The sequence below is a fragment of the Enterococcus sp. ZJ1622 genome, from assembly GCF_011038845.1.
Taxonomy (GTDB): Bacteria; Bacillota; Bacilli; order Lactobacillales; family Enterococcaceae; genus Enterococcus_B.
This window is the reverse complement of the sequence record NZ_JAAKDW010000017.1, coordinates 46,142-52,581: the sequence shown is the minus strand read 5'-3', so window position 1 is coordinate 52,581 and position 6,440 is coordinate 46,142. Positions and strand designations below refer to the sequence as shown.

Genomic DNA, 6,440 nt, shown 5'->3' with positions numbered 1-6,440 from the left:
TGGGCAAAAGTGGCAAAGGCAATATGGCTTGAACATGAAATGAGAGAGCCAGCGTCTTTAGGCGCTGGCCGGTGTTAAGGGCTTATAGCCCTGGTGCAAACCACCCTTTTGAAGGGTGGTTATGATTTATGAGAGGTTCAAATCTAATCTTACTTATGATATAGTAATAGAGCCTGGTAAAATTATTTGAAACGAGGAAATTAAATAAATGAAACTTGCAGTAGTTACCGATAGTACGGCTTTCTTGCCGGAACGTATCAAAAATCACCCCGATCTATCTGTCATCCCGATCCCAGTGATTTTAGATGGACAAATCTACAATGAAGGCATCGACATCGAAGCAGATGAGTATTATGGCCTTTTAAAAAACAGTAAAGACTTTCCAACTACTTCTCAACCAGTCGTAGGAGAGGTTTTGGCACTATATGAAGAACTGAAAGGAAAAGGGTATGATACGATATTGAGCATCCATCTTTCTTCTGGTATTTCAGGATTCGTCAACACACTTTTCGCAATGAAAGATGATGTCGAAGGCGTGAATATCATCCCTTATGACTCAAAAATCACTAGCATGCCTATGGGCCATATGGTAGAAGCAGCATTGGACTTGAATGACAAAGGTCAATCGATCGAAGAAATCATTACGCATGTCGATCGTATTCGTGACAATACTTACGCCTATCTGATCGTAGACGATTTGAACAACTTAGTCCGTGGCGGCCGACTGACAAACGGTGCCGCTTTGATCGGTGGACTGTTGAAAATCAAGCCGATCTTGACTTTCTCAGAAGGAAAGATCATTTTGTTCGAAAAGATCCGTTCAAGTAAAAAAGCTTTTGCACGTGCAGAACAAATCATCGGTCAGCGTAACGACGAGATCCAGTCACCGGTGAAGCTTTATGTGATCCATGCCAATAATTTAGAAGTAGCTATAGAAGAAAAAGCAAAACTCCAAGAAAAGTATCCTCATGCAGAGATCGAAATCGGCCATTTTGGTCCAGTGATCGGTAGTCATTTAGGGGAAAAAGCGATCGGTATCGCTATTTCAGCGCAATAATTTTTTTATTCCATCAAACATCATTCTCTAAAATGCCTTGAATATTTCTTAAAACCCATCCAAATGGAGATTTTAAGAAATCTTTAAGGCGTTTTTTTGTCTATTCGTAGGAAGATGACAGCTAGTTCTTAATTATGATTCTTTTTTTTGCATTCGAGAAATAAATCTTTTATAATAGCACATATATTTTAGTAAATCAGTAATCTACTCGTTTAGTAATTTACTAAATAAACATCGATTTAAAGGAGATATGATAATGGAAATCCCAACAAACTTAAAACATAAACCAGTCATCGTAGTAGAAGATTATGATAAAGTAGATGGACGCAACGCCTTGCATACAGATGCTAAAGGACTCTCGCTAGGTCTTGCACAATGGAATGATCGCGGAAAAGTCGATATATCTGGTAAAGTATGGCGTCACACCGGAGAAAAATGGTCTCGTCAATCAGAAGAACTGCCAATCACACGCATTCTTGATCTAGCTATCCTTGCCGCACAAGGAAGCTTGTATTTCCAGGATGCTTATCGTTATGAAAAATTTTATGATCCTGAAAATCCAGTGGTCGATATTATTGGCTTACAAGGAAACCGAATGACGGTCGAAGTGGACACAAAAAATCCGAAAATAGACGAAGATATCATTCTTTATTACGATACGTTGCAAAAAGACGGAGAATTAATCGGCGAACGTTTTCGTATCCTGAAACGCCTATTGGATGAATTAGGATATTAAGCCAACACGGACCAAAGGAGAAGGATATTATGGAAAATTTCTCACTCACAGAAAATCGGCCTTTCTCCAGACTTGAGAAGCAGATGATCTGGAAGAAACCGGACAGCCATCGAACAAGTGCTGAAGAACTACGTATTGCTTCAGAAATCAAAACGAACTGGCTTGACCCGGAGATGAAGATCAGCAATGTGCTGCTGGAAGGAGATGCTGGATCAGGAAAAACACAATTGGCAAAAGCATTATCCGCAGATTTGCAATTGCCTTATACGAAGGTCACTTGTTTTGCTGACATGGATAAATCAGATGTATTCGGTGCCCTGCTTCCTGTAGTCGATGCAAACGCGGAGCAAGATCAGGAACTTCTAGAAGCAATCTATCAGACAGACACATTAGATGCTGTATTGCAACTCATCCAAACGCATTACAGTGTCAATAAAGAAAAAGCGAGAGAAAAGTTAGCTGACTTGGTTCAGCGAATCGAAGAAAGGGATTCCGAAACGATCCAGTACAATTATTATCCTTCAGAAATTGTTCGTGCGATCGAAAGAGGCTACTTGTTAGAAATCCAGGAACCGACAGTGATACGCGATGCTTCTGTATTAGTGGCGCTCAATTCTGCTTTAGAACCAAATGGGATGCTGAATCTGCCTACTGGGATCGTCCGCCGACATCCTGACTGCGTAATCGTGATCACAACTAATCGGAATTATCAGGGGAATCGTCCACTGAATGAATCGTTGCGAGATCGCATGCAGCATGCCGAAAAAATGGATCTGCCGGACCTTCAGGTGATGGTAGAACGCGCTGTCGGGAAAACAGGGGTCCAACAGTCAGAACTCCTATCGAAAATGGCAGAAATCATCCGTTTATTAGATGTAACAGCTAAAGCGAACGCAATCAAAGGCGTCGCTGGCATGCGCTCCTATTTTTACTGGGTCAATACGTTCAAACAAAACCAGGACTTGCTGAAATCGATCTATCCGAAAGTCCTTTATAAATTAACGACCGATCCTGATGAATTGCAGTTACTCGAAGAGGCTTTAGCAGAAAGCGGTCTTTTACAAGAATTGCAAGCGATCCTTCGCGACCAGAAATGGGGGACACCAGGCGAACCCGTACAAAAGGCACAGGGCAGGAAATTAAGCGCAGAAGAAGCTGAAGAAAGAAATATCGATACTCTCGCTGATGAGACATTCCGTTTAGAAGAAAACCATCTGTCCCCAGAGATAGAAGCAACTGAAGAAAAAACACATGAACAAGCAACTAAAGAAACACAAGCGGAAGAAACTGCTCCTATACAGCAGGAAAGAAGCAGCGAAGTAGAAGGCCATTCACAAAAAGATCAGCAAGCAAAAGACGAATCAGAAGAAATGTCTGCCTCAGACATGGAAGCCTACGATAAAAAAATCAAACGCGAATTAAATAAACAAGCCCGTCAAACGATGAAACACACGATCCATGAAAAAGAAGGATTAATCGTTCATCGCCCGAAATTCAAGGCGAATAGCAAAGAAGCCCAGGAATTACGACAACAAGTTTTGCCGATCGTTGATTCTTTAAGCCGTCAGATCATGGATCTATTAGAACATGAAGAAACGTCAGAATATCAAAAAGGAAAATACGAAGGACAGCGATTCAACGCAAGTCGGATCGCATATGGCGACTTGCGAAATTTCGATAAAAAAAATCCGCCTCATGAACAGCCGTCTTTAGCTGTAGCACTTCGGATCGATGAATCAGGCTCAATGATTCGTGATGGACGGATCGAAGCGGCAAAAAAAGCCGCCCTTGCGATCTCTGAATTCGCCCAACGTGTCGATATCCCGTTAATGATCTACGGTGATACAGCAGACCGTTCAGAAAGAGAAAAGACGTCCTTATTTTCTTACAAAGAATTTGACGATACTTTCCACTGGATCGATGATAAATTAGTGACGATGAAACCACGACAAAACAATCGAGACGGTGCTGCATTGCGGATCGTTGCCGATAAACTGAATCAGCAGAATGCCTCGACGAAATTATTGCTGAATATCAGTGATGGGCAGCCAAAAGCTTTGCCAGATTATACTGGCAAAAAAGCAAAAGAAGATATCCAAGACGTGATGAAAGAATACGAACGGCAAGGGATTCTCTTTATTTCTGCAGCAATCGGACAGGACAAGCAGGAAATCAAAGATATCTACGGTGAGAGCCGCTTTATCGATATCACGGATCTGAATGAATTTCCAAAGCAAATGATCCAGCTGATTTCTCGTTATTTGTAATATAAGTAAAAATCAATTTAAAACTCAGCGAATCGTTTTAAGACTCGTTGAGTTTTTTATAAACAGTTATCGGTAACAAAATTAGCAAGCACAAAAAATAAGTTATACTATAGATAAACAGATAGGCACGGAGGTATTCGAATGGAGCAAGAAAAAAAGTGGTGGAAAGAAGCAGTCGGTTATCAAATCTATCCTGCCAGTTTTAAAGACAGTAATCAAGATGGGATTGGCGATATCAATGGGATCCGGGAAAAGCTAGGATACCTGAAAGAATTAGGTATCGGATTTATCTGGATCAATCCGATCTATCGTTCGCCTTTCATTGATAACGGTTACGATATCAGTGATTACCAAGCGATTTCAGAAATGTTCGGGACGATGGAAGAATTCGACCAGTTATTGGAAGAGGCCCACCGATTAGGCATCAAGATCATCATGGATCTAGTCATCAACCATAGCTCTGATCAACACAACTGGTTTATCGAATCAAAGAAATCCAAAGATAATCCGTATCGTGATTATTATATCTGGATCGATGGGACGCCCGAACAAGCACCTAATGAATGGCAGTCCATTTTTGGCGGTTCTGCTTGGGAATACAGTGCAGAGACTGGACAATACTACCTGCATATCTTTGCCAAAGAACAGCCTGATCTGAATTGGGAAAGCGAAAAATTAAAAGAAGAATTGTTCGCGATGATCCGCTGGTGGCTGGATAAAGGAATCGACGGCTTTCGACTAGATGCGATCTCTCATGTGAAAAAGGATGAATATTCAGTCAATGCCACAGAAAATCCATTTTCGCCTTTTCAAAATGTCTCTGGAATCGAGAATCATCTAAACGACCTGAAAGAAGTTTTTGATGAATACGATATTTTGACAGTCGGTGAAGCAAGTGGTGTCACAGCTGAAGAAGGATCGGAATGGGTAGGAAAAGATGGTTACTTTGAGATGATCTTCGAGTTTGATCATATTTCTACCTGGAAGCAGGAGAAAGAAGGGATACCCAAACTAAAAAGAGCCCTGAGCAATTGGCAGGTTTCTCTAGACGGGATTGGTTGGAATGCTTTGTATATGGAAAATCATGATAATCCCAGAGTGGTTTCGACCTTTGGTGATACAAGCCCTGAATTATGGGCACAATCAGCTAAAGCGATCGCGTTGATGTACTTTTTCCTGCAGGGAACGCCTTTTATCTATCAAGGGCAGGAGATTGGGATGACGAATATGCCTTTTGAATCGATCGACCAGATCAACGCAGTGGATACAAAAAAACGTTATCAAGAATTACTTGAAAAAGGAAAAACGCCAAAAGAAGCACTACGCATCGTCTCTGAGAGCACACGAGATAACAGTCGAACACCGATGCAATGGACGAGTGACAAATATGCTGGATTTTCGGAACATGAACCTTGGATGATCGTGAATCCCAATAAAGAAACGATCAATGTCCAACAACCATCCGCAAATTTATAGCTATACCCGTTCTTTAGGAAGTGAACAGTATCTTATTATGGTAAACTTAACCAAGTATCCTGCCGAATATTCTTTGCCAGAAGAAGCCAATCAGCCATGGCAGCTGATGCTTGCGAACCAGCACAACACTTCCTTTGAAAAAGAGGGGGCACTAGCACCTTATGAAGCCCGTTTATACCAGAATGCAAGGCAAGTTTAGTTATTAAGATGCTCATTCAAAAAAAGCCGAACATATAGAGAGGTCGACTTTGTCTGCTGTGCTTACTCGCTTACATCTCTGCACATACAGCGTACCTCATCTATATCATTCGGATCATTTGATTTATTTTTTCTTTCTACATCACTTCATATTCTGCACGCGGACCGCCGATATATTTAGGGCGCGAACGCAAAGCAGTGACGTGTGCACCTCCCAGTGTATTCGAACGAGGTCTTACAGGTACCTGGACATGTTTGACATGCATCCCGATCGCTGTATCGCCGATATCGATACCTGCTTGTGCAACGACATGTTCCACTTCGACGGGATCTTCGAATTGATCAAAAGCAGCAACCGAACAAGCCCCTCCAGCATGTAGTGCAGGTCTTACAGAAACGATCTCAAAATCCCTGTGTTCAGCAACTGTTCGCTCAACTACCAATGCTCGATTCAGATGTTCGCAGCCTTGGACAGCTAAATGGATATGTTGCGGGTCCAATATGTCTTTTAATACTCGGATCATCCATTGACCGATCTTGGCACTAGAGTTTTTGCCAATATGACCTCCTGCGATCTCACTGGTACTGCAACCTAAGACAAATAAGTCACCTGCTTTCAGATTGGCTTCATGCAGGATATCCTGCATCATTTCTGTTACTTGTTCTCTTAGCATTTCTTCTGTTATTTCCATTTTTTCCATCCTTT

Annotated in this window: 4 protein-coding genes and 1 pseudogene; 4 read left to right on the top strand and 1 reads right to left on the bottom strand. The window is 41.6% G+C overall.

Annotated features, from left to right (window positions below; all coding sequences use genetic code 11):
* Positions 1-208 precede the first annotated feature (208 nt).
* The 4 genes and pseudogenes from G7Y42_RS13310 (at position 209) to G7Y42_RS13295 (ending at position 5,735) form a co-directional block, all read left to right on the top strand.
* Positions 209-1,057, top strand: coding sequence for a DegV family protein (locus tag G7Y42_RS13310; protein ID WP_165006981.1), 849 nt, complete (start codon positions 209-211; stop codon positions 1,055-1,057).
* Between the two features lie 256 nt (positions 1,058-1,313).
* Complete coding sequence (locus G7Y42_RS13305; RefSeq protein ID WP_165006978.1) at positions 1,314-1,793, top strand: DUF6530 family protein; 480 nt, start codon at positions 1,314-1,316, stop codon at positions 1,791-1,793.
* A 29-nt stretch (positions 1,794-1,822) separates the two neighbouring features.
* Positions 1,823-4,060 carry an AAA family ATPase gene (locus G7Y42_RS13300; protein ID WP_165006975.1) on the top strand — a complete coding sequence of 746 codons (2,238 nt, stop codon included), beginning with the start codon at positions 1,823-1,825 and terminating at the stop codon, positions 4,058-4,060.
* 141 nt (positions 4,061-4,201) lie between these two features.
* Positions 4,202-5,735: pseudogene (locus G7Y42_RS13295) on the top strand (alpha-glucosidase).
* Between the two features lie 136 nt (positions 5,736-5,871).
* On the opposite strand, the gene G7Y42_RS13290 reads toward G7Y42_RS13295, so the two are convergent.
* A complete protein-coding gene (locus G7Y42_RS13290) occupies positions 5,872-6,426 on the bottom strand; it encodes a TIGR01440 family protein (RefSeq protein WP_165006972.1) in 555 nt (184 codons plus the stop codon).
* Positions 6,427-6,440: the final 14 nt, after the last annotated feature.

Coding starts and splice junctions, on each gene's coding strand:
- G7Y42_RS13290 (WP_165006972.1), bottom strand. CDS start 6,426: ATGGAAATAACAGAAGAAATGCTAAGAGAACAAGTAACAGAAATGATG.
- G7Y42_RS13305 (WP_165006978.1), top strand. CDS start 1,314: ATGGAAATCCCAACAAACTTAAAACATAAACCAGTCATCGTAGTAGAA.
- G7Y42_RS13310 (WP_165006981.1), top strand. CDS start 209: ATGAAACTTGCAGTAGTTACCGATAGTACGGCTTTCTTGCCGGAACGT.
- G7Y42_RS13300 (WP_165006975.1), top strand. CDS start 1,823: ATGGAAAATTTCTCACTCACAGAAAATCGGCCTTTCTCCAGACTTGAG.